19 protein-coding genes are annotated in these 20,004 nt (G+C 63.5%); 9 read left to right on the top strand and 10 right to left on the bottom strand.

From position 1 onward, the window contains the following. Positions 1 to 46: 46 nt before the first annotated feature. The 6 genes from M3M27_RS01705 to M3M27_RS01680 form a co-directional block, all read right to left on the bottom strand. A complete protein-coding gene (locus M3M27_RS01705) occupies positions 47 to 811 on the bottom strand; it encodes an SDR family NAD(P)-dependent oxidoreductase (protein WP_434026968.1) in 765 nt (254 codons plus the stop codon). Between the two features lie 113 nt (positions 812 to 924). Further along, positions 925 to 2,043: an amidohydrolase family protein gene (locus tag M3M27_RS01700; RefSeq protein ID WP_434026967.1), complete on the bottom strand. Its 1,119-nt coding sequence runs from the start codon at positions 2,041 to 2,043 to the stop codon at positions 925 to 927. A gap of 4 nt (positions 2,044 to 2,047) precedes the next feature. Beyond that, positions 2,048 to 3,115, bottom strand: a complete 1,068-nt coding sequence (locus tag M3M27_RS01695; RefSeq protein ID WP_434026966.1) for a PQQ-dependent sugar dehydrogenase — start codon at positions 3,113 to 3,115, stop codon at positions 2,048 to 2,050. 26 nt (positions 3,116 to 3,141) lie between these two features. Further along, on the bottom strand, positions 3,142 to 4,164 hold the full coding sequence (locus tag M3M27_RS01690) for an alpha/beta hydrolase (RefSeq protein ID WP_434026965.1): 1,023 nt from the start codon (positions 4,162 to 4,164) through the stop codon (positions 3,142 to 3,144). Between the two features lie 10 nt (positions 4,165 to 4,174). After that, positions 4,175 to 4,678 (bottom strand): DUF2255 family protein, encoded by a 504-nt coding sequence (locus M3M27_RS01685; RefSeq protein WP_434026964.1) that lies wholly within the window; start codon positions 4,676 to 4,678, stop codon positions 4,175 to 4,177. 54 nt (positions 4,679 to 4,732) lie between these two features. After that, positions 4,733 to 5,752, bottom strand: a complete 1,020-nt coding sequence (locus M3M27_RS01680; protein ID WP_434027933.1) for an aldo/keto reductase — start codon at positions 5,750 to 5,752, stop codon at positions 4,733 to 4,735. A 550-nt stretch (positions 5,753 to 6,302) separates the two neighbouring features. Between M3M27_RS01680 and M3M27_RS01675 the strand changes: the two genes are divergently transcribed. The 7 genes from M3M27_RS01675 (at position 6,303) to M3M27_RS01645 (ending at position 12,332) form a co-directional block, all read left to right on the top strand. After that, on the top strand, positions 6,303 to 7,196 hold the full coding sequence (locus M3M27_RS01675) for a LysR family transcriptional regulator (RefSeq protein ID WP_217109938.1): 894 nt from the start codon (positions 6,303 to 6,305) through the stop codon (positions 7,194 to 7,196). A 15-nt stretch (positions 7,197 to 7,211) separates the two neighbouring features. Continuing rightward, entirely contained in the window at positions 7,212 to 8,105 is an 894-nt protein-coding gene (locus tag M3M27_RS01670; RefSeq protein WP_434026963.1) for a LysR family transcriptional regulator, read from the top strand. A gap of 297 nt (positions 8,106 to 8,402) precedes the next feature. Next, entirely contained in the window at positions 8,403 to 8,828 is a 426-nt protein-coding gene (locus M3M27_RS01665; RefSeq protein ID WP_217109936.1) for a (R)-mandelonitrile lyase, read from the top strand. A 41-nt stretch (positions 8,829 to 8,869) separates the two neighbouring features. Then, entirely contained in the window at positions 8,870 to 9,385 is a 516-nt protein-coding gene (locus M3M27_RS01660) for a (R)-mandelonitrile lyase (RefSeq protein WP_217109935.1), read from the top strand. Further along, the gene (locus M3M27_RS01655; protein WP_434026962.1) at positions 9,375 to 10,148 is read left to right on the top strand and encodes a carboxymuconolactone decarboxylase family protein; all 774 of its coding nucleotides are present in this window, start codon (positions 9,375 to 9,377) and stop codon (positions 10,146 to 10,148) included. The genes M3M27_RS01660 and M3M27_RS01655 overlap by 11 nt, the downstream gene beginning before the upstream one ends. Positions 10,149 to 10,150: 2 nt before the next feature. Then, on the top strand, positions 10,151 to 11,167 hold the full coding sequence (locus M3M27_RS01650) for a zinc-dependent alcohol dehydrogenase family protein (protein WP_217109934.1): 1,017 nt from the start codon (positions 10,151 to 10,153) through the stop codon (positions 11,165 to 11,167). 274 nt (positions 11,168 to 11,441) lie between these two features. Then, positions 11,442 to 12,332, top strand: a complete 891-nt coding sequence (locus tag M3M27_RS01645; protein WP_217109933.1) for a LysR family transcriptional regulator — start codon at positions 11,442 to 11,444, stop codon at positions 12,330 to 12,332. A gap of 22 nt (positions 12,333 to 12,354) precedes the next feature. Here the strand turns inward: M3M27_RS01645 and M3M27_RS01640 are convergent, their stop codons facing one another. Then, positions 12,355 to 12,648 (bottom strand): helix-turn-helix domain-containing protein, encoded by a 294-nt coding sequence (locus tag M3M27_RS01640; protein ID WP_217109932.1) that lies wholly within the window; start codon positions 12,646 to 12,648, stop codon positions 12,355 to 12,357. A 119-nt stretch (positions 12,649 to 12,767) separates the two neighbouring features. On the opposite strand from M3M27_RS01640, the gene M3M27_RS01635 reads away from it, so the two are divergent. Next, positions 12,768 to 13,460: a LysR family substrate-binding domain-containing protein gene (locus M3M27_RS01635; RefSeq protein ID WP_434026961.1), complete on the top strand. Its 693-nt coding sequence runs from the start codon at positions 12,768 to 12,770 to the stop codon at positions 13,458 to 13,460. Here the strand turns inward: M3M27_RS01635 and M3M27_RS01630 are convergent. Continuing rightward, positions 13,434 to 14,714, bottom strand: coding sequence for a tyrosine-type recombinase/integrase (locus M3M27_RS01630; protein ID WP_217109930.1), 1,281 nt, complete (start codon positions 14,712 to 14,714; stop codon positions 13,434 to 13,436). The two genes, M3M27_RS01635 and M3M27_RS01630, sit on opposite strands and share 27 nt — an antisense overlap. 595 nt (positions 14,715 to 15,309) lie before the next feature. Between M3M27_RS01630 and M3M27_RS01625 the strand changes: the two genes are divergently transcribed. Beyond that, positions 15,310 to 17,313 (top strand): acyltransferase family protein, encoded by a 2,004-nt coding sequence (locus M3M27_RS01625; protein ID WP_434026960.1) that lies wholly within the window; start codon positions 15,310 to 15,312, stop codon positions 17,311 to 17,313. Between the two features lie 74 nt (positions 17,314 to 17,387). Here M3M27_RS01625 and M3M27_RS01620 read toward each other — a convergent pair whose 3' ends face one another. Both M3M27_RS01620 and trpE read right to left on the bottom strand, forming a co-directional pair. Then, entirely contained in the window at positions 17,388 to 18,446 is a 1,059-nt protein-coding gene (locus M3M27_RS01620) for a threonine aldolase family protein (protein ID WP_434026959.1), read from the bottom strand. Beyond that, on the bottom strand, positions 18,446 to 19,921 hold the full coding sequence (gene trpE / locus M3M27_RS01615; protein ID WP_434026958.1) for an anthranilate synthase component I: 1,476 nt from the start codon (positions 19,919 to 19,921) through the stop codon (positions 18,446 to 18,448). The genes M3M27_RS01620 and trpE overlap by 1 nt, the downstream gene beginning before the upstream one ends. Positions 19,922 to 20,004 lie beyond the last annotated feature (83 nt).

Below are 20,004 nucleotides of genomic sequence, written 5' to 3'. Positions count from 1 at the left end.
ACGAGCGTTCGCCGGCGTGGCAGGAACGCTCGTCCACGAAGTGCGATCAGCGCATGATGAGTCCGCCATCCACCGAGATGGATTGGCCGGTCACGTAGCTGGAAGCCGAGCTGCACAGCCACAGCACGGCGTCGGCGATCTCGTCGGCGCGGCCGTGCCGGCGCATGGGGATGCCGGGGAGCATGGCGTCGAGTGCCTCCTTCTGGCCGGCGGCAACCATCTGGTCTGCCATCGGGGTCCAGATCAGGCCCGGGCATACGGCATTGACGCGGATGTTGCGCGTGGCGTATTCCAACGCCGCGCTCTTGGTCAGCCCGAGAACACCGTGCTTGGCGGCATGGTAGGTGCCACGCTCGGCACCGCCGACCAGCCCACCCAGCGACGAGCAGTTGACGATGGCGCCACTTCCCTGCTGGCGCATGTGCTGCAGTTCGTACTTCATGCACGCCCAGATGCCGCGCAGATTGACCGAATTCACACGGTCGAAGTCCTCGACCGTGGCGTCGGCGGTCTCCGCGAGAGCGTTCTGGATGCCGGCGTTGTTGAAGGCCACGTCCAGGCGGCCGAAGGTGGAGACGGTTTCCTTGACCATCGCCTCGACCTCGCCCAGATCGGCCACGTTGCAGCGGATGCCGATGGCCTTGAATCCAGCCGCGACCAGCTCGTCGGCAGCGGCACGTGCGCCGTCGCCGTTCACATCCGCCAGCGCAACGGAAGCTCCCGCCTGCGCGAAGGCCTTGGCGGTCGCCAGACCGATACCCGACGCCGCGCCGGTGACAAGTGCCACTTGGTTTTCGAAGGAGATTTTCATGATGTCAGTTCCTCTGTTGGAGATGTGTTCTGGATAAAGATGGGGCGACGAAATGGACCCGGCACCTGGGTGCGCTGCGTTTGCGACTGCTCCCGGGTGCCTCGCCCCTGGGCCTACGTGTTTGGAGCCTTCCCGGCCTGCGCAACCGGCACGCGCATGCGATAGACCTTCGCGGCCGTGCCGTGGAACAGTGCAGCCTTCTCATCGGCCGAAGCCGACCGGACGATGTACTTCAGTGCGTTCCACAGCGGCACGAAGCCCGCGGAGCGACCGTCCGGGGGGTAGTTGCTTTCCATCAGGCAACGGTCGGCGCCGAACGCCTCGATGGTGGTTTCCACATAGGGGCGCCAGGCCGCCGCCAGCTCGCGGTATCCGATGGGGTCCTTGCGCTCCTCGAACCGGAAGCCCCAGAAAGGCATGCCCAGGCCACCCACCTTGCAGTGGATGTTCGGGCGCCGGGCCGCCTCGGTCATCAGCCGGCGGTACTCCCGAAACACTTGTTCCCGTGCCGGCGCGTCCAGGTCCATCGCCATCGCATGGCCGCAGTGGTTCAGCACGATGGTGGTGTCGGGGAACGCATCCGCCAGCGCGATCACCTCCGGCAACTGGTGATGGAAGACCGCCGCGTCGAAGCTCAGACCCCGCCTGGCGAGGTGGGCGAAGGCCGGACGAAAACCCGCGCTCTGCATCACGCCGCTCGGCGGCCGGGTCGGAATGAAGCGGTATGGCGCCTCGGATGGGTCTTCGATGGTGACCTGGCGCACGCCCCGGAAACGGTCCGGTGCGCGCTCCATCGCCCGGTCCAACAGTTCGGCCACCTGGTCGCCCAGCCGCAGGTCGGCGTGGCCCACGATGGCGGCGCAGACGCGGCAGCCGTAGCGGCCGCTGTCGCACATCGCGCCGATGCCGTTGGCGAATTCGATCTCGCCGAGCGGGCGCAGCACTTCGGGGCCGTCCGTCCTCGCAAAAGCCAAGGTCTCCACGTACACCGAAGCGACAACCCGATGGCCGGCGTGCGTGTCCGCCAGATAGTCGTCGATCATGTAGCGCAGCCCGGGCCGATCGAACAGGTGGTGGTGCGCGTCGATGATCGGGAGATCCGGCTCCAGGATGGGTTCGTCGCGCCCCACCTGCATCTGGCGATAGTCGCCGGACGACAACGTTTGAGCGCGTGCCACGGAGAAGGCCACGGGACTGGCGAGCGCGAGTGCGAGCAGGTTCCGGCGCTTCATGTCATCACCTCGGCGACAGTCGCAACAATCGGTCCTTCGAGGGACCTTCCCCTCTCGGCGACCGGTTCGTCGTGATCACGTAGAGGTCGCGCCCGACCGGCAGCACACCCCGGATACGGTCGCCGGAACTGAACACGGGCTTGAGCGCCTTGGCCTCTTCGTCCACGACGAACAGCCCCCGTGCGCCGAGCGCTGCGACCAACAGCTCGTTGCCGGCGAACGCGGCGCCTGCGGGTGCCCAGGTGCCGCGGCCGGATTCGATCCAGGCCGGTTCCATGCCGCTGCGCCGCTCGGCGCCTTCGGCGAGCGGCCAGCCGTAGTTCGCGCCCGGCCTGATCCGATTGATCTCGTCGTGGCCGAACTCGCCGTGCTCGACCACGAACAGCTCGCCGGCCGGATTCCAGGCCATGCCCTGCGGATTGCGGTGGCCGTAGGAATAGACCAGCGAGCCCGGGAAGGGGTTGTCCTGCGGCGCCCGGCCGTCCAGCGTCATGCGCAGCACCTTGCCGGCCAGGTTGCCCCGGTCCTGCGGCCGCTCGCGGTTGGCCGTCCAGCCCGTGGTCACGTACAGGTGTCCGTCCGGCCCGATGGCGATGGCCCCGCCGTTGTAGAGCCGATGGCCGGGGATGCCCGCCAGCAGCACGCGGGTTTCGCGCCAGGCGGTGCCGTCGAACCGCGCCTGGATGACCTTGTTGGTCAGGCCCGCACTGGCCCGGTACGAATGGTAGAAGTAGGCGATGCCGCTTTGCGCGAAATCGCGCGACAGTGCCATGCCGAGCAGGCCCGCGCCGCCTTCATGAACGATGGGGTCGGAGGTCTGGAGCGGATAGCGCTGCTGCCGGCCGTTCTCGATCACGACGATGTTGCCGGCCTTCTCGGTCAGCACGAACCGGTCGCCGGAACGCGCGATGTCCCAGGGATAGTCGAGGCCGTCGCTCACCACCTGCATGGCCCAGTCGCCGGGCGCGGTGGCCTGGATGCGCACGGTGCCGGCCGCGTCCTGTGCCAGGGCCGCCGGGGCGGCACACACCGACAGCGCCTGAACGCACAGGGCGATGAGCAATGGCCTCATGTCAGTGATTCCCTGTCATCCGTTGTTCACAGGTGCTTGCCGAAGAACTCGGCCATCTTGTCCACGGCAGGCGTCACGTACTGCGGCTTGTCGTACAGGTCGAAGTGCGAGGCGCCGGGGACGATCATCAGTTCCTTGGGTTGCTGGGCCTTGGCATACGCCGCTTCGCTGAACTTGCGCGTCTCGGCGCGCTCGCCCGCGATCAGCAGCACCGGCCTGGGCGAGATCAGTTCCATGTGTTCCAGCGGGTAGTACGCCATGTGCAAGCCGGGGCTGGTCACGACGAAGCGGTTGCGGGCATTCGGATGCGCGCCGCGCGGCGTCAGGTAGTACTCGGTCGCCTCGCGGGTGAAGTTGTCGGTGCTGGCATTCACCTGATCGCGCGACGGCAGCAGTTGCTGCACCAGCACGGGCGCGCCGGCGGCTTCCTTGTTCAATTGCTCGTCCACGCTCTGCAGCAGCTTCTGACGATCCTCGGCCGTGACAGGGAGTCCCTGGATGCCGGTGCGGGTCGCATCCCCGATATCGTAGGCAACCACGCTGGCCACCGCCTTCACGCGCAGATCGGTCTGGGCCTCGTGCAGCGTGTAACCACCGCCGGCGCAGACGCCGACCGCACCGATGCGGTTCGCATCGACCTGCGGCAGGCTGGCCAGGTAGCCCACGGCGCTGCGGATGTCCTGCACACGCTCGGCCGGGTCTTCCAGGTCACGCTGCTCGCCGCCGCTTTCGCCGTAGTGCGAGGCATCGTAGGCCAGCGTGATAAAGCCCTTGCGGGCCAGTTGCTGCGCGTACAGGCCGGAGGTCTGCTCCTTCACGCCGCCCCAGGGGTGCGCCACGACGATCGCCGGGTACGTCTTGCTGCTGTCGTAATTGGCGGGCAGGTACAGGTTGCCAGCCATCTGGACACCGCTATTGTTGAATGTGACCTTCTGGGAGCCGACCACGTTGACGCCTTGTGCCACGGTGGTCGGTTCGGCGGCGTGCGCAAACGTGGGTATCGCGAACAGGATCGCGGCGGACATCAATGAGTTTTTCAAGATAGACATTTCGATTCCTTCACTGCTTGGCGTCGCGGGGAATGATCCGCACCGTCGCGGCGCGCGAGCGCTCGCCGATCATGTGCTGTAGATACTGGCTTCCCGAATACTTTGTCCGGTAGGCGTCGTCGATCCGGTCGTTGATCGGCCCTGCGACCGGCTCGAAGGAAACCTCCCTTGTCATGCCGGCAGCGACGATTCGGCCCGCCTTCTCGCGTATCGCAGCCTGATACCACCGGGAGTTGACCCCGTTGTAGGCGCGCACGTAGAGATCGCCATCGACGGCCACGCACCAGATCCACGTGGGCGTGCCATAGGTCACGCCATCCTCGCGGAACGGCGCGATGTGGAGATCGTCGGCCTTGACGATCTTGCTGAGTGCTTCACTTGACCATTTCATTTGTGATTCTCCTGAAGCCTGTGCGGTGGCGGCCTTGCTCGACTGGGGAGCGGCCAGCAGCGCGCTGCCGATTAGCACCACGGCGGCGCCGAATCCCACAAGACTCCTTCTGCTCATCATCATGTTCGTGGCTCCGGGGTGGCGAAGGGGGTGGCAATGCGCCGCCACCTTTCACCATCAGCTTTCGACCTGCTTCTGCTGCGCCGCCGGATACCGATCACCCACGATCTGAATCTTGGAGACGGCGGCCTCCAGCTCCTGCACTTCGGCCGGGGTCAGCGTCACCTCGGCGGTGCGCAGGTTCTCGTCCAGATGGGCCAGCTTGGTGGTGCCGGGAATCGACACGATCCACGGGGCCTTGGCCATCATCCAGGCCAGTGCCACCTGCGCGGAGGTGAGCCCCCGGGTTCTGCCGAAGGTGTTGAGCACTTCCACCACCGCCAGATTCGCCCGGATGGCTTCCGGCGTGAAACGCGGCAGCGTGTTGCGGTTGTCATTGCCGGAATCAAAGCGCGTGTACTCGGTGATGCCGCCGCCAAGGAATCCTCGGTTGAGCGGGCTGTAGGGCACGAAGCCGATCCCCAATTCCTGGAGCACCGGAAACACTTCCCTTTCCTGGCCCCTCCACATCAGGTGGTATTCGCTCTGCACGGCGGTCACCGGCTGCACGGCATGGGCGCGGCGGATGGTCTGCGCATTGACCTCGCAAAGCCCAAAGCGCCTGACCTTGCCTTCCTGGATCAAATCCTTGACGGTGCCCGCGACGTCCTCGATCGGCACAGCGGGATCGAGACGGTGCTGATAGAACAGTTCGATGGTTTCGACCCGCAGACGCTTGAGCGATTCTTCCGCGACACGCCGAATGTTCTGGGGCGTACTGTCCAGCTCGCCCTCGAAGTACTTGCCGTCAACGATGCGGTGTCCGAACTTTGTGGTGATGTTCACCTTGCCCCGGAACGGGTGCAGCCCTTCACCGGCCAGTTCTTCGTTGATCAGAGGACCATAGACTTGGGCGGTGTCGAACAGCGTGACACCGCGCTCGGCTGCCTGATGCAGCAACTCGATCATGGCCTTGCGGTCAGGGTGGTAGCCGCGGTTGTAGTTCATGCCCATGACGCCGAAGCCCAAGGCGGAGACCTCCATGCGGAAGTCGCCTGAACCAAGGGTTCGTTGCTTGGTGATGTTGGGCAGGTCCATGGCATTGCTCTCCGATGAAGTCGTTGTGGCTTGCTGTGCGACGGCCGTTCCCATCATGAGAGGCGTGGCACATACGGCTGCGCCGACCGTTGCGCTTGCCTTCAGCAGGTCGCGTCGGCTGGAGGAAATTTTCTCGTTCATCGGGTCTGCTCCTTCACTATTCAGAGGACAAAAAGCGCCGTATAGCGACGCGACGATCCAGCCTGCACCAGGCGCTCCCAATTCGGCCGGTCGTGACGTTCAGCGCCATGCTGACGCTCATCCGAATCATTCAATCGGGCAACCCATGCGAGAGGCCCATGACGGCTGCGGCGAGTGCTTCTGCGATGCCTCAATGCTCGCTTGCAGGGCTTGGCTTTTGGGGCAGAAGGCCTGCCTTCCTTGGCTGATACTGGACTTTAGGTCGCGCGCCCGACATTGAATAGACGGCAGAATTCGCATACCACCATAAGCTGCACTCATTAATAGAGGCATCAAACACGGTCGGTTTTCGAGCGAAGATCAGATGAAGCCTGTAAAATACAGCCCATCCCATAAAGGAAGTTCATCAATGTCGCGCGACAACTTCAGCGACCTGCTGGCCTTCATCGCCGTAGCGCGCGCTCGCAGCTTCACGCGCGCGGCAGCCCAGCTTCGGGTCACACAGCCCGCCCTGAGCTACACCATCCGGACGTTGGAGGAGAAGCTGGGCGTTCGCCTTCTCACGCGCAGCACGCGGGGCGTGTCTCCTACCGAGGCGGGCCAGCGGCTGCTGGATCGCCTCGCGCCGGAGTTCGACGAAATCGAGGCCGAGATCCAGTCGCTCGGCGAGCTTCGGGACGAGCCCATGGGAACGATCCGCATCACTGCCATCGACTACGCCATCCGAAGCACGCTGTGGCCCAAGCTGGCGAAGTTCCTGCCGAAGTACCCCAGGATCAAGGTCGAGCTGGTCAACGAGTACGAGAGCGTCGATATCGTTGCGCGCGGCTACGACGCCGGCGTGAGGTTCGGCCAGGAACTGGCTCAGGACATGATTTCAGTGCGGATCGGCCCGGACGTTCGCAACTTGGTGGTGGGATCGAAGTCCTACTTCGCGGGGCGCCGGCCACCCAAGACGCCGCGCGACCTCACCGATCACGTTTGTGTCAACCTGCGCACGTCCACGTATGGTGGCCTCTACGAATGGGAGTTCACCAAGGGCAAGCGCGCCGTGAATGCAAGGGTGGATGGAGCGGTCACCTTCAACAACGCCTACGACGTTTTCGAGGCGGTCAAGGCTGGCTTCGGACTGGCTTACCTGCCGGAAGACATGGTTCGTCCCTTGGTGTCAAAGGGGCAACTCGTTTCGGTACTGGAGGACTGGTGCCCGGTGTGGCCCGGGTTCCATCTCTACTATCCGAACCGGCGCCAGCCTTCGCGCGCAATGACCTTGCTGGTCGAAGCCTTGCGCTACAGGCCATAGCTGCGGAGTACTGGTATGTCTGGTGAGAACTTTCGCGACATCCTGGCCTTTCTCGCTGTTGCGCGGGAGCGGAGCTTTACCCGCGCGGCGGCTCAGTTGGGCGTGTCTCAGTCGGCGCTCAGCCACACCATTCGCGCATTGGAAGCGCGGCTCGGGCTGCGTTTGCTGACCCGCACGACCCGCAGCGTATCGCCGACGGAGGCAGGCGAACGGCTGATCCAGCGAGTGGCCCCCCGGTTCGAGGCGATCACCGACGAGCTGGCTGCATTCGAGGAGCTTCGCGACAGGCCCGCGGGAACCGTGCGCATCACCGCGTCTGATTTCGCGGCGAACACGATCCTCTGGCCCAAGCTCTCCAAGCTCCAGCCGAAGTATCCCGACGTCAAGATCGAGATCGCGATCGAACCGGGACTGACCGACATCGTGGCGGAGCGCTTCGACGCCGGTGTTCGTTTCGGCGACCAGATCGCCAAGGACATGACGGCGGTTCGGATTTCGAAGGACATCCGAATGGTGATCGTTGGGGCACCGTCCTATCTGGAAGGACGACCTTTGCCCAAGACCCCATCGGACCTGACCGAGCATGAGTGCATCAACATGCGCTTCTCCATGCGTGGCGGGGTGTATGCCTGGGAACTCAGGAAGGGCCAACGAAACCTGCAGGTACGGGTCGAGGGTTCGTGGACATTCAATTGCATCTACCCGGTTATCGACGCCGCGCTGGCGGGATTCGGCCTGGCGTACATGCCAGAAGAACTGGCACGCCCACATATCAAGACCGGCCGACTTCAAACCGTGCTCAAGGATTGGTGCCCGACCTTTCCTGGGCTCCATATCTTCTTCGCCAGCCGGCGCCAATCGTCGCCCGCACTGTCGCTGATCGTCGAGGCATTGCGCTATCGGCGCTAGCCCGATCAGGGGGCAGCGCTGCGACCCGATTCATGAGCATGATTTATAGCGGCATGTAGTTTCTGACATCTAGTCGCGCGAGGCGGCTCCAACTACATTGAGTAGAAACGCTCATGAGACATAGGGAGCGTTCTCGACGTCCTTTCGTCAATCCCGCTACCCCAAGCCCCGTTCGGGCGTTCTTGGCACGCGGCTCGCCCCAGGGCCTTAGGGACTCGTCAAGTGCGAGGATTGATGTGCCGACCTAGGCGGTCGGCCCAGCGAGAGGGACCTGACATTTCTTGAAAGGAACCGACCATGGAACTCAAACGCGCTGGATCTCAGCCTTCCGCCAAAGGACCTGCCGAATGGTTCACCGGCACGGTACGCATCGACCCGCTGAACAACCCGCCGGCACCGGCCCGTGTGTCGTGTGCCGCTGTCACCTTTGAGCCGGGGGCCCGCTCAGCCTGGCATACCCATCCGCTCGGCCAAACGCTTGTGGTGACGGCAGGCTGCGGCTGGACGCAATGCGAGGGAGAGCCCATCGTCGAGATCCGAGCAGGCGATGTCATCTGGTGCCCGCCTGGGCATAAGCACTGGCATGGCGCTACGCCAACCACCGCCATGACCCACATCGCGATCCAGGAAGCCCTCGATGGAAGGAACGTCGATTGGCTGGAGCACGTGACCGACGAGCAATACCTGGCAGGTCCGCCGCGCAGAGCTGGCGAGAACGGCTGAACCGCCGCCGATAGGCCTCTCTCTACAAGGAAAGTTCCTTTATGCGAATCCCATTCTTCAACCTTCTCTTGACCGCCGCCGCGCTACAGGTTGCCACGGCTGCTGTTGCCGCCCCCCAGGCCGAGAGCGCCGCATCGGCGCCCGCCCAGCAGGAGATCGTGCTTGCAGGAAGTCAGGCTTCGATCGCCGGTCCTGCCGAGACCTTCACCGGCCGGGCGCGGATTGACCCGCTGTGGTCACCCAACAAGGACATCAACGCCGCGGGCGCCATGGTCACTTTCGAGCCCGGCGCGCGCTCAGCCTGGCACACCCATCCCTACGGGCAGCGTCTGGTGGTGAGTTCGGGCGTCGGGCTCGTCCAGGAATGGGGCAAGCCTGTTCAGATCGTGCGCCCGGGCGATGCGATCTGGTGCCCGCCGGGCGTCAAACACTGGCACGGCGCTGCGCCGAAGACCGCCGTGACTTACCTGACGGTCACGGGCACCGTGGATGGCAAGAATGTGGACTGGATGGAGAAAGTCACGGATGACCAATACGAGGGCAAACATGCGCGATGAAAAGCGCCCCATGGCCAAGGTACTGGCCATCATCGCCCTGGGCATGACGACAGCGCTGTGCCAGGCCGCCCCGAATACGCAGGAGTCCAAAGATATGGTCAGTGCATCCACCGCATCTGCAACCCTGTCGGCCCGGCAGCAGGCCATCGTTCCCATCGGGGCCTTCGCTGCAGCGGGTGACATCGCCAAACTGAATACGGCCCTGAATCAAGGTCTGGACGCCGGCCTGACTGTCAGTGACACGAAGGAAATCCTCGTGCAGCTTTACGCCTACGCGGGCTTCCCGCGCAGCCTCAATGCGCTGGGCGAACTGATGAAGGTACTGGAAGCGCGCAAGCAGCGCGGCATCCAGGACGCCCCCGGTCATCTACCCAGCCGCGCCATTCCGAAGGGTGACGCGCTGCTCGCCGCGGGCACGGCCAACCAGACCAAGCTGGCGGGCGCGCCGGTCAAGGGACCGCTCTTCGACTTCGCTCCCGCCATCGATGACTACCTCAAGACGCATCTGTTCGGTGACATCTTTGAGCGCGACAACCTCGACTGGCAAAGCCGCGAGCTGGCCACGGTGGGCATGCTGTCGGCGTTCCCGGGCGCCGAGTCGCAACTGCAATCGCATATGGGCATCAGCTTGAACACCGGCCTGACGGCCGATCAACTGCGCCAACTCACCCAGGTGCTGGCCGACCGCGTGGATGCCGAGCATGCCCGCCGTGCGCGCGAGGCGCTGGAGCGTCAACTGGCCACCAAGTCGGGAGCAAAATAACCATGCAAGCCACCATGCTCTATGGTCCGCGGGACATCCGCTTCGAGGATCGACCCGACCCACAGATTCTCAAGCCCACGGACGCCATCGTGCGCATCGCCGCAGCCTGCGTGTGCGGCTCGGATTTGTGGCCATACCGTGGCATCCAGCCCATCACCGAACCCATGCCGATGGGGCACGAATACTGTGGCGTGGTGGAAGACGTCGGCAGCGAGGTGCGCCACATCAAGCCGGGCCAGTTCGTCATCGGCTCGTTCTTCGCCTCGGACAATGCCTGCCCGGTCTGCCAGCACGGCTACCAATCCTCCTGCCAACAGGCGGAGTTTGTCGGCGGCGCCCAGGCACCGCTGCTGCGCGTCCCCCTCGCCGACGGTACTTTGGTTGCCACGCCGGGCACTCCCTCGAAGGAGTTGATTCCAAGCCTGCTGGCCACGTCCGATGTATTGGGCACAGGCTGGTATGCGGCCGTGGCGGCGAACGTCAAGCCAGGCGTAACAGCCGTGGTCGTCGGTGATGGTGCGGTGGGGCTCCTCGGCGTGCTTTCTGCCAAGCAGATGGGTGCTGAACGGATCATCGCGATGAGCCGGCATGCCTCCCGTCAGAAGCTCGCTCTCGAATTCGGCGCGACCGACATCGTGACCGAGCGTGGAGAAGACGGCGTGGCACGCATCATGGAAATGACCGATGGCCTCGGAGCCGACTCCGTCCTGGAGTGCGTTGGCACCCAGGAATCCATGATGCAAGCGATTCATTCCGCTCGGCAAGGCGGATATGTTGGCTATGTCGGCGTTCCACATGGCGTCGAACTCAACGGCGAAGAATTGTTCTTCGAGCACGTTCATCTCCATGGTGGACCGGCACCAGTTCGTCAGTTCCTTCCCGAGTTGATCGACTTGGTTTGGCAGGAGAGGATCAATCCCGGCAAAGTGTTTGATCTGACCCTACCGCTGGATCAAGTGGCCGAAGGTTACCGCGCGATGGACGAACGTCGTGCGATCAAGACCTTGTTGATTCCCTGATGCCCGTGCAAGCGCAGAACACGGATGCTTCAGGCGTTTCTGTCTCGTGAGCTAGCTAAAAGGGCCTCTACAGGTGGCCCTGCGCATGCCAAAGGTTGCTGAGCCTCAGCCGTTCAGGGGGCGCATCGCTTGGCTCGCACCGGATATTCGAGATAGCGATGAATAGCGCTAGCTGACTCGGCAGATTTTTACGAGGGCCGCTGACCGATCACGGGAGGGGTTAATCCGCGAAGCAGTCGCATAAAAGGATGTTCATACCAAAGGAGGCTTACCTGTGGAATTGCGACATCTTCGCTTTTTTGTTGTTCTGGCCGAGGAGTTGCATTTCACGCGCGCAGCCGAGCGCTTGCATATCGAACAGCCGCCTTTGTCGCGAGCTATCAAGGAGCTTGAGGAAGAATTGGGTGTGCAGCTCTTCGATCGGAACCGCCGCAGAACCGCGTTGACTGCGGCGGGCACAGCGTTCTTAGAAGACACCCGCCGTCTTTTCACCGTGTTGGAGCAGGCACGAGAGAACGCTAAGGCCATCGGCTCAGGCTTGCGGGGCAGCATCCGCATCGCGATATCAGACGGCGCGATCGATCCTCGACTGTCGGTGTTTCTCGCCCGTTGCCGCGAGGAGGAACCAGAGATCGAGATACGCTTGTCCGAAGTGCACTTGGCCGAGCAGTTGCGCGGTCTGCGATCGGGCGACTTCACGATCGGGTTCGCGCACACGGCCGATGTCGGTTTGGGCATTGTTGCCGAGCCCATCTGGCAAGACCCGTTGGTGATCGCCGTGCCAGCCCGGCACGCACTGCTCGCCCACAAGAGGGTTCCGCTCCATGAACTCGGGGGGCACCCGCTTGTCTTGTGCGACCCGAAGGCATGCGAGGGATACTGCCGCGAACTTACTCGGCTCCTGCAAGGGCTAGAGCCCAAGCTGAACGTCGTCGAGGAGGTGTCCTCGCTGGATATGATGCTCACTTTGGTCGGAGCAGGCTACGGCGTTGGGTTCATGACGGCGACCAAGATTCCGGTCTCCCAACGGCCTGATGTGGTGATCCGTCCCTTGGCGATGGATTCAGCCGTGATCACCACCTATCTGCTTCGGCCCGACAGCACCAGTTTGTCGGCTTCGCTGGAGCGGTTTATCGTCCGCTTACGCGACTCTGCGGGCAGTTGACGGATTCCAGCCTCGGGCCCCTTCAAGCATCAGTTTCGGCACGCAGATTGCGTTCGGTGGCCGTCATCAGTTCAGCGGCGCTCACTTTGAGCGCCACAGAAATTTTCAGTATTAGGGGAAGCGTGGGCACGTGTTCACCACGCTCGATCTTGCCCATGTGCGAGCGCGAAATGCTTGCCCGAGATGCGAACTCGTCTTGAGCGATTCCTTGAGCGACGCGCGCAGCGCGCACGGCCTGTCCGAAGGCTAACGCCACCTCGGATTCATACGTGGATGTGCCAGAAGGACGACCTGGCTGAATTGTTGATTTCTGCATTAGCAGAAGCGTCGAACAATCCACCGTAATTAACCACGTTATTGTTAACGACGTTAAACTTCACTCTTAGCTATCATGTTGGCTCGTCGTTCTGACCACATTCCTTCTTGGGGGCCCTCATGCATGACGCCACCAGCCAGTTTTCCCATTTCAGGCTCGCGATAGCGCCTGGGGTGCCGTCCTCATATCTCTCCACGCTTCTTGCGCGTCAGCGTACGGAAGAGCCGGAAATCACGATCTCGTTCTTTGAGGTTTCGGATGACGACCTGGTGACAGGCCTTCATGAAAGCCGCTACGACGCAGGGATGTCGCTTCGAAGCGTGAGTACTCCGTCCCTGGAAAGCCAACCGTTGTGGATCGAGAGCATGGCTGTTGCCATGCCACTGCAGTCCCCTCTGCTTGGTCAGGCGAAACTTACGCTCGCCGAGCTTCTTGACTACCCCGTGTTTCGCTGGCCGGTCGAGACATGTTCACTGCTGGACCAAGGGCTGTCCTCCTGGCCGCCATTGGGCCAGCAAAGCATTCAGCATGTGACTTCGTTCGAGATGATGGCGCTCTGGGTCGCCGCTGGCTATGGTGTTGGGATATCCACGCAATCACGCATTGAGCACGCTCGTGCCTGGGGGATCGCCGTGCGGCCGCTTTCCGACGGGCCCTACGAGGTCGTGACTCATCTGCAACGGCCCAGCGGGCGCGCCAATGCTGTTTCCGAGCGGTTCGAGCGCCGGGCGATGCACGTTGCCAGGGAGAGCGCAACCTATCCGATTAGCCGGCTGCGCAGCACATCACTCGCGCTCGATGACCCGGAGTAGTGCCGTTCTACGCTTCGACATGGGACCAAACGCCTTCGTGACGTCTTCAACGCTTTTCCCTGCCTGCAATGCGTCGAGGATGTCGGCCCAGTCCTGCATGATCACCTTGCGCGATTCCACGAACTTCGTGTGGTCGTAGGGGGCACGCGAGGAGTCCTTGTTCTTCTTGGAGTGCGCGAGTTGGAGATCAACCCGTTTTTCAGGGTATCCCAGCAATCCGAGAATCGTCGTGGCAGTTGAACGAAAGCCGTGGGACGAAAACCGCCCGGCATAGCCCATGCGTTTGAGTGCTTGGTTGAGCGTCGTTGCCGACATCACCTGCCCCGGCTTCCTGTAGCTCGGGAACAAGACCTTTCCACCGCCAGTTAGAGCATGAAGCTCCCTTAGCCCAGCCACCGCCTGCCGCGACAGCGGAACCAGATGAGGGCGCCGCATCTTCATACGCTCGGCAGGAATCGACCACATGGCATTGTCCAAATCGAACTCTTCCCATGATGCCTTGCGCAGTTCGACCGTGCGCACATAGGTCAAGGCCATCAACTTGAGGGCGAGCACCGTCGTTCGATACCCCCCTTCGTTGTCCACTCGATTCAGAAAGTCCGGGATCTCAGCCCACGTTAGCGGAGGGTTATGGCGGACTTGAGGGCGCTTGACCAGTCCCTTGAGTAAGGCGGCAGGATCGAATTCGCAGAGACCCTGGGCGGCCGCATAGCTGAAGATCTGTCCACTCCACTGGCGGATAAGGATCGCCACAGTCTTCGCATCACGAGCAGCCACATCCTTAATGATGGGACGCAGATGCGGGGCCCTGATGGTGCTGATCGGCAGCTTGCCGATCCGGGGAAATACGTCCTTCTCAAGGTAACTGGTGACCTGGTTGGCGTAGTACTCGCTCCAGTGGGCATTGCTAGCGATCCACTCCCGAGCAACGGTCTCGAACGTGCGCTCGTATGTGTCGGCCTGGAGGGCTATCGCCGCCTTTTTCTCCACGATGGGATCAAGTCCCTTCTTGACCAACGCCTTTGCCCGGTCACGTTCGGTACGAGCTGCCTCCAACGTGATCTTTGGGTACACCCCGATCGAGTACACCTGTTCAGCACCACCTAGCCGGTAGCGATACCACCAGAGCTTGGAGCCATTGGGCTGAACGCGCAAAAAGAGGCTGCCTCCGTCCCGGAGCTGGTACACCTTTGGCTTGGGCTGCGCCGTTTCCACCTTGCGCGCCGAGAGAAGATTGAGAGCAGTAAGTGCCATGTGTATAACGCCTCCAAACTGACCCGTTACACACTCTATTACACACAAGAGCACTGGATTTGTCTAGCGTTTGGAAGCGCTTGATGGATCATCAACCCTTTAAAAACATGGACTTATGAATATTCAGTGGAGGTCAATGGAGGCCGGTGGACGCCAATCGTAGTTATCGACCATCAGCAGCATGGAATCTGGTCCTGGTAGCGGCTTGGTTTCTGGGCGTAAGCGGGGGCAAGGCGCATCGCGGGCACATGGCGCAGTTGGCGCGACCTCCAGGCCTCGATCATGGCGGGATCTCGGGAATAATCTGGGGGCATTCACCCGTTCTAGTCCACCCGGGATGCGGCACAGTTTGCCAGCCTGCGCCGGGGTCCCGGATAATGTTGGGGACGTGCACGCACCGACTCTCGGCGCCCTCTGGCGCGCGAGGACGTGGCTTTTGTCGCATGGAGCAGGGGTGGCCGCTACAGGACTGGCCAGTAACGAGCTTCGGTGCGACAGCCGGATGGAAAATCACCCAAGGGGAAGCATGGAATCGACGACAGCGCGCAAGCGGAGCTACATGCCGCACGTAGACGGGTTGAGGTGCCTGGCCGTCATGTCGGTGCTCTTGTTCCATTTCGGCGTGCCGGGACTGGGTGGCGGCTACATCGGCGTAGACGTCTTCTTCGTCATCAGCGGCTTCTTGATCACCAACATTATCGTGGACGAGGTCCTGTCCACGAGCGGCTTCAGCTTCCGCAACTTTTATTCGCGGCGCATTCGGCGCATCGTACCAGCGCTGCTCGCGACGCTGGCGGCCACTACGCTCCTCGCCCTCCTGAGCCTGACTCCTGCCGACCTCGTAGCCTATGGGAGGTCCCTGGCGGCTTCGGCGGCATCCGTCTCGAACCTGCTGTTCTGGTCGGAAAGCGGCTACTTCGATGCAGCATCCCAGACCAAGCCGCTCCTCCACACCTGGTCTCTTAGTGTTGAAGAGCAGTTCTATCTGTTCTGGCCGGCGCTCATCTACCTGTGCTTCCGCTGGTTCGGCAGGAAGGGCCTGCTGGGCGGCATCATCGTCGCCGGACTGCTGAGCTATCTGGCCAACCACCTGGTGGCATCGCACCAGCACGTGGGCTACAAGGCATCGCTGTTCTTCCTGCCACAGTATCGCGTCTTCGAGTTCGCGATCGGTGCAACGGGCTGCTTCCTGCAAGGGAAGTTGCCCTCCTCGCGTCGGCTGCACGACCTGATGATGGCCGCAGGCCTGGCACTCGTCGTCCATTCGATCGCGACCCTGCGCGAGGGCATCGTCTTCCCTTATGCCAATGCGATCGCGCCCTGCGTCGGCACGCTGCTGATCATTCTCGCCCGCGAATCGACGGTCGTCGGGGTGCTTTTCACCAACCGAGTATCGGTTTGGATCGGCAAAATCAGCTATTCGCTGTATCTGACGCACTGGCCGGTAGTCGTGTTTATCACGCAATACCTGCCGACCGCGGACTGGGGCATTCGATTCGCGTTCATGGCCCTGCTGTCGCTGGCCAGCGCGGTCATCCTGCACTACTACGTCGAGGTCCGGTTCCGGCATGCAGGCCCGTCTACGGAAACCCGGCGGATCGTCGGCAAGGCCGTCACCGCCGCGGCGACGCTTTGTGTGTTGGGTGCCGTCATACTGACCTCCGATGGGATGACATGGCGTTACCGGCTCTTCACGCCCGGCACCTTGCCAGGCAGCACCACATTGCTCGCCATTTCCAGCGCCGCGGCGCAGGGGACGCCGGCCGCCCAGGCCGCGGACGAATCGGTCGTTCGGCCTTTCACGCCGCTCAGCTCGACCGAAATCGATGCCGGCAAGGGCCGGCGGTTCACCTATCTGCCGGCCGCCTGCCACATCGAGTCGCTCCAGGACAGGAACCAATGCTTCATGGACCGGCCGGTCCAGGTGCTGATCTTCGGAAACTCGCACGAGCCGGACGCATACAACGCGTTTCACCACATTTTCGGCAAGGACGAACGGGTCAACCTGATCAGCTTCGGCACGGTCAACAACTGCGACATGAAGCTCACCGCCACCTCGGTCTCCTCGAACACGCCGGAGTTGGCGTGTGACCAGCGCTTCAAGGTATTGAATGACCCCGCGTTCGTCAGGCAACTCGACATCGTGGTGTACAACACCCACATGGGCTTCGACGAGGTTGCGCGCAACCTCTGGGAAACGATGGCGTTGCTGCTGAAGAAGAACCCATCGCTGCGCCTCGTGGCGATCGGATCGTATCTGCAGACCTCCGCCGAGTGTTCCTCGCTCTACAACAAGTACCGAACCTACGACGCCTGCAAGAGCGAAGAATTCGTGAACTACTGGGCACCCGACGAGCGGGCACGCTCCCCGATCCCCGAGGTGAAGACGCTGGATTACCTGTACATCAGCAAGTACGAGCTGTTCTGCACCGATAACAGGATGGATACCTGCGCTACATTCGCGAACGGCGAGCCCGCGTTCTATGACCAGCATCATCTCTCGCTGGGATTCGCCGAGTACATGGGCGACAGGATTGTGGAACTGCACAGACGCGACTTGGCCGACCTGGGCTTTCCTGTTCCGACGCAGGCGCATTAGATGTGCCTGCAACCAACGACGACGACGCACATGACTGCTGCGGCCTGTCCCGATCACCTGGGCAGCGCTGGACATCAGGATCGGCCTCGCAGCGCGGCGTAAACGTCGCACAAGGCATCGACCATAGCGGCGGTGGTCGCCCATGAAGTGACGAAGCGGATTACCACCTCGTCGTCGGCGCGGGTCTCCCAGCATTCAAAGTCATAGCGTTGCGCCAGCGCCTGCAACTGCGTCGGGCTCACGACCACGAACTGCTGGTTGGTCGGCGAATCGACGGCGAAATCGGCGCCGGCGACGGCGAGGCCCTCGCGCAGGCGCTGCGCCATCGCGTTGGCATGCGCCGCCAGCTCGAAGTACAGCCCGTCCTCGAACAGCGCCTCGAACTGCGTGCCCAGCACCATGCCCTTGGCCAGCATCGCGCCGCGCTGCTTGACGAGGTAGCGCACGTCCGCCTTGAGGGCGGGATTGAAGATCGCCAGCGCCTCGCCGAGCAACGCGCCGTTCTTGGTGCCGCCGATGTAGCAGGCGTCGCTCAGCGCGGCGATGTCGGCCAGCGACAGGTCGTTGCCCGGCGCGGTCAACGCCACGCCGAGGCGCGCGCCGTCGACGAACAGCAGCAGCCCCTCGATGCAGCAGAAATCGGACAGCGCCTGCAGTTCGGCGCGCGAGTAGATCGTGCCCAGCTCGGTACTCTGCGAGATGTACACCAGGCGCGGCTGCACCATGTGCTCGTTGTCGTGCGCGGCCAGCAGCGGCGCGATGTCGCCCGGGGAGAGCTTGCCGTCCGCGGTCGGCACGGTCAGCACCTTGTGGCCGGTGGCCTCGATCGCCCCGGTCTCGTGCGTGGCGATGTGGCCCTGCACGCTGGCGATGGCCGCCTGGTGCGGCCGCAGGAACGCGGAAAGCGCCACCAGGTTGGTCTGGGTGCCGCCCGCCAGCAAGTGCACCTCGGCGTCGGGCCGTCCGCAGGCGCCGCGGATCAGCTCGGCCGCGCGCAGGCTGTGGCGGTCCAGGCCATAGCCGGCGTTGCGTTCCGCGTTGGCGGCGACCAGCGCCTGCAGCACGCGCGGGTGCGCGCCGTCGTTGTAGTCGTTGCGGAAGCTGATCCTGCCGGTGCCGGATTGTCCGTCCATCACAGCCCCTTGGCGGCCTGCGCCACCGCGCGGAACAGCGCGCGCCCCTTGTTCATCGTCTCCTGCCATTCCAGGTCCGGATCGGAGTCGTAGACCACGCCGCCGCCGGCCTGCACGTAGAGATGCCCGTCCTGGATCACCGCGGTGCGGATCGCGATCGCGGTGTCGGCATCGCCGTGCCAGCCGATGTAGCCGACCGCGCCGGAATAGACGTTGCGCCTGACCGGCTCCAGCTCGCGGATGATCTCCAGCGCGCGGATCTTGGGGGCGCCCGACACGGTGCCGGCCGGGAACGTCGCGCGCAGCACGTCGGCATAGCTGAGCCCGGCCTTCAGCGTGCCGGTGACCTCGCTGACGATGTGCATGACGTGGCTGTAGCGCTCGATCACGAACGATTCCCTGACCTGCACGCTGCCAGCCTCGGCGACGCGACCGACGTCGTTGCGGCCCAGGTCGATCAGCATCACGTGCTCGGCGCGCTCCTTCGGATCGGCCAGCAACTCCTCTTCCAGCGCCTTGTCCTGCTCGGGCGTGGCGCCGCGCGGACGGGTGCCGGCGATCGGGCGCACGGTGACCTCGCCGTCGCGCAGGCGCGCCAGGATCTCCGGCGAGGAACCGACCACCTGGGTGCCGCCGACGTCGATGAAATACATGTACGGCGACGGGTTGAGCGCGCGCAGCGCGCGGTAGACGTCGATCGGGCGGGCGCGGAACGGCACCCGCAGGCGCTGCGAGGGCACCACCTGGAAGATGTCGCCGGCGCGCACGTACTCCTGCGCCTTGCGCACCACGTCGTGGTACTGCTCGCGGGTGAAGGACGAGCGGAAGTCGGCCTCGTCGATCGCGTCGGAGACCTGCGCCTGCGGATAGCCGGCGCCGGCCTGGCGCAACCGGTGCGCCAGTTCGTCCAGGCGCCGGTTGGCGCGCGCGAAGGCCTGCGGCTGGCGCGGATCGGCATGCACGATCAGGTACAGCCGGCCCTTGAGGTTGTCGAACACCGCCAGCTCCTCGGAGAGCATCAGCAGGATGTCCGGGGTACCGAGCTCGTCGGGCTTGTCGCCGGCGGCCAGGCGTGGCTCGATGTACTGGATGCACTCGAAGCCGAACCAGCCGACCAGGCCACCGGTGAAGCCCGGCAGGCCGTCCAGCTTCGGCACCGAGTGCCGCGCGCGCAGCGCCTCGACCTCGGCCAGCGGGTCGGCGACCTCCCGCGTCTCCACCACCTCGCCCAGCTCGCAGGTCTCGAGCGTGTGTCCGCGGAAGCTGTACACGCGCCGCGCCGGCAGGCCGATGATGGAGTAGCGGCCGAAGCGCTCGCCGCCTTCGACCGATTCGAACAGATAGGTGTAGGGGCCGTCGGCGAGCTTCAGGTAGACCGAAAGCGGCGTGTCCAGGTCGGACAGCACTTCGCGGACGACAGGGATGCGGGTGTGGCCTTCAGCGGCCTGGCGCTGGAACTGCTCTGCGGTGATCAAGACGACTTTCCTTCCGGGGGGCGGCGGTGACGAAGCGGACGACGGCAACGGGCCACCATCGCCACCAGCGGCGAGCGGAAGAG

The organism is Xanthomonas boreopolis (assembly GCF_046529185.1).
GTDB classification, from domain to species: Bacteria; Pseudomonadota; Gammaproteobacteria; order Xanthomonadales; family Xanthomonadaceae; genus Pseudomonas_S; species Pseudomonas_S boreopolis.
Note: the sequence above shows the minus strand (reverse complement) of the source record. Positions and strands in the feature narration are given on the sequence as shown.

Excerpts from the sequence above, each read along its gene's own strand:
- M3M27_RS01635 (WP_434026961.1), top strand. The coding sequence starts at position 12,768 with ATGCATGACGCCACCAGCCAGTTTTCCCATTTCAGGCTCGCGATAGCG.
- M3M27_RS01695 (WP_434026966.1), bottom strand. The coding sequence starts at position 3,115 with ATGAGGCCATTGCTCATCGCCCTGTGCGTTCAGGCGCTGTCGGTGTGT.
- M3M27_RS01690 (WP_434026965.1), bottom strand. The coding sequence starts at position 4,164 with ATGTCTATCTTGAAAAACTCATTGATGTCCGCCGCGATCCTGTTCGCG.
- M3M27_RS01670 (WP_434026963.1), top strand. The coding sequence starts at position 7,212 with ATGTCTGGTGAGAACTTTCGCGACATCCTGGCCTTTCTCGCTGTTGCG.
- M3M27_RS01700 (WP_434026967.1), bottom strand. The coding sequence starts at position 2,043 with ATGAAGCGCCGGAACCTGCTCGCACTCGCGCTCGCCAGTCCCGTGGCC.
- M3M27_RS01675 (WP_217109938.1), top strand. The coding sequence starts at position 6,303 with ATGTCGCGCGACAACTTCAGCGACCTGCTGGCCTTCATCGCCGTAGCG.
- M3M27_RS01660 (WP_217109935.1), top strand. The coding sequence starts at position 8,870 with ATGCGAATCCCATTCTTCAACCTTCTCTTGACCGCCGCCGCGCTACAG.
- M3M27_RS01650 (WP_217109934.1), top strand. The coding sequence starts at position 10,151 with ATGCAAGCCACCATGCTCTATGGTCCGCGGGACATCCGCTTCGAGGAT.
- M3M27_RS01655 (WP_434026962.1), top strand. The coding sequence starts at position 9,375 with ATGCGCGATGAAAAGCGCCCCATGGCCAAGGTACTGGCCATCATCGCC.
- M3M27_RS01705 (WP_434026968.1), bottom strand. The coding sequence starts at position 811 with ATGAAAATCTCCTTCGAAAACCAAGTGGCACTTGTCACCGGCGCGGCG.
- M3M27_RS01640 (WP_217109932.1), bottom strand. The coding sequence starts at position 12,648 with ATGCAGAAATCAACAATTCAGCCAGGTCGTCCTTCTGGCACATCCACG.
- M3M27_RS01625 (WP_434026960.1), top strand. The coding sequence starts at position 15,310 with ATGTCGGTGCTCTTGTTCCATTTCGGCGTGCCGGGACTGGGTGGCGGC.
- M3M27_RS01680 (WP_434027933.1), bottom strand. The coding sequence starts at position 5,752 with ATGGACCTGCCCAACATCACCAAGCAACGAACCCTTGGTTCAGGCGAC.
- M3M27_RS01685 (WP_434026964.1), bottom strand. The coding sequence starts at position 4,678 with ATGATGATGAGCAGAAGGAGTCTTGTGGGATTCGGCGCCGCCGTGGTG.
- M3M27_RS01630 (WP_217109930.1), bottom strand. The coding sequence starts at position 14,714 with ATGGCACTTACTGCTCTCAATCTTCTCTCGGCGCGCAAGGTGGAAACG.
- M3M27_RS01665 (WP_217109936.1), top strand. The coding sequence starts at position 8,403 with ATGGAACTCAAACGCGCTGGATCTCAGCCTTCCGCCAAAGGACCTGCC.
- M3M27_RS01620 (WP_434026959.1), bottom strand. The coding sequence starts at position 18,446 with ATGGACGGACAATCCGGCACCGGCAGGATCAGCTTCCGCAACGACTAC.